Annotated in this window: 2 protein-coding genes and 1 pseudogene; 1 reads left to right on the forward strand and 2 read right to left on the reverse strand. The window is 57.5% G+C overall.

The features are described 5' to 3' along the window. Window positions 1-222, reverse strand: a pseudogene (locus J0I64_RS15345) (hypothetical protein); the annotation flags it as partial. Window positions 223-276: 54 nt separating this feature from the next. On the opposite strand from J0I64_RS15345, the gene J0I64_RS15350 reads away from it, so the two are divergent. Next, the gene (locus tag J0I64_RS15350; RefSeq protein WP_291409792.1) at window positions 277-858 is read left to right on the forward strand and encodes a TetR/AcrR family transcriptional regulator; all 582 of its coding nucleotides are present in this window, start codon (window positions 277-279) and stop codon (window positions 856-858) included. Between the two features lie 103 nt (window positions 859-961). Here J0I64_RS15350 and J0I64_RS15355 read toward each other — a convergent pair. Beyond that, the coding region (locus J0I64_RS15355) for a chemotaxis protein CheW (protein ID WP_291409794.1) at window positions 962-1,404 on the reverse strand (443 nt) is incomplete at its 5' end.

A 1,404-nucleotide genomic window follows, 5' to 3' on the forward strand; every position in this document is an offset into this window, starting at 1 on the left:
GAATGTGTGGTGTAAAGAGTTGGGAGCGACCAGATACCTGACCGTTCCTAATGTCTCGATTGTCGAGACGAGTTCGTCGGCAAGCACCGTTGGCGACCAGAGGACGAGGTCATGGTTGGCTAGTCTCATGACAACCATGCGCGTGGGGTAGTGGAAACCGGCCGCTGCGATGACCGTTGGCCCGTCCGCAAGCCAGATATTGGGACCGAATTCGGCTAGCATGGACACCGCCTCATAAATGTTTACACATGTGTAAATTTATACCATTGTATAAAAATGACAATACTGAAGCGGACCGACCGATCTCGAAATCTCATTCTCGATGCTGCCGACGCAGCATTCAGAGAAAAGGGATTTGCCGCGACCGCGGTTGAGGAAATCGCGACCCGAGCGGGTCTGACCCGCAAAACGATCTACAACCTGTTCGCTTCGAAAGATGACATCGCCGCGCAGCTGATCGCGCGCGTGGAAGCGAATGACACGGCCTATCGAGACCGCATGGCAGAGGGTGAAGACGCGTTGCGCATTCTCGAAGACGTCTTTCAAGACAGCGCCGGCTGGTGTCTGGCCAATCCCTCACTTGCGAAGCTGGCACTTTCCCCGCTCGATCGGCCGTCCCTGGAACCGCCTGACGGCCGGCCGTCATTTCAGGGACTTGTCAGGGATATTCTTGTCCTGGGCCAACGGCAGAGTGTCATCCGAGCGGACGAAGATTCCAATTTGATGGCGCTCGTTCTTCTCGGAATTTACGGACAGGCAATGCTCTCGGCGCTTGCGGGAGGTCAGTTTGCCAAAGAGGATGTCACACACATCATCCGTATCGTTGTTGAAGGGATCGGGGAGCCCTCGCTACCGTGAAGCGCCGGTCCTCATCCCACCCCAAAATCACCCAACACGCGCGCCTCAAAAGCAAAAAGGGCGCCTCGCGGCGCCCTTGTATTCATCCAGTCTTGTAAAACGCCTAGCCGTCGAGCTTGGCGCCGGTCACCACGGCGTGCAGATCGATCAGGCCCACCATGCGGCTGTCATGGGTGACGATACCATTCAGCAGTTCGGTGTCGATGGCATTGCCTTCGGGCACGTTGTGGATGTCTTCGCGGTTGACCGTGAGAATGTCACTGACGGCGTCGACGAGAATGCCGACCCATTTGTCGCCGACGCTCATGACCACCACGACGTGGTTCTTGGTCGGCGAGGTCTGGCCGTCGCCGAAGCGGGCGCGCAGGTCGAAGATCGGCACGATGGTGCCGCGCAGGTTGATCACACCGCGAACGAATTCGCGCGTGTTCGGCAATGGCGTTGCCCCATTCCAGGCGCGGATTTCGCGCACCGTAGTGATCTCGACTCCATAAGTCTGTTCACCGATGGAAAAGGCTATGAGCTGAAGGGTGTTCTGGCCGACAA

This window comes from Devosia sp., from assembly GCF_017307565.1.
GTDB lineage: Bacteria > Pseudomonadota > Alphaproteobacteria > Rhizobiales > Devosiaceae > Devosia.

What these genes read in the sequence shown, in the direction of transcription:
- J0I64_RS15350 (WP_291409792.1), top strand. Translation starts at nt 277, where the DNA reads ATGACAATACTGAAGCGGACCGACCGATCTCGAAATCTCATTCTCGAT.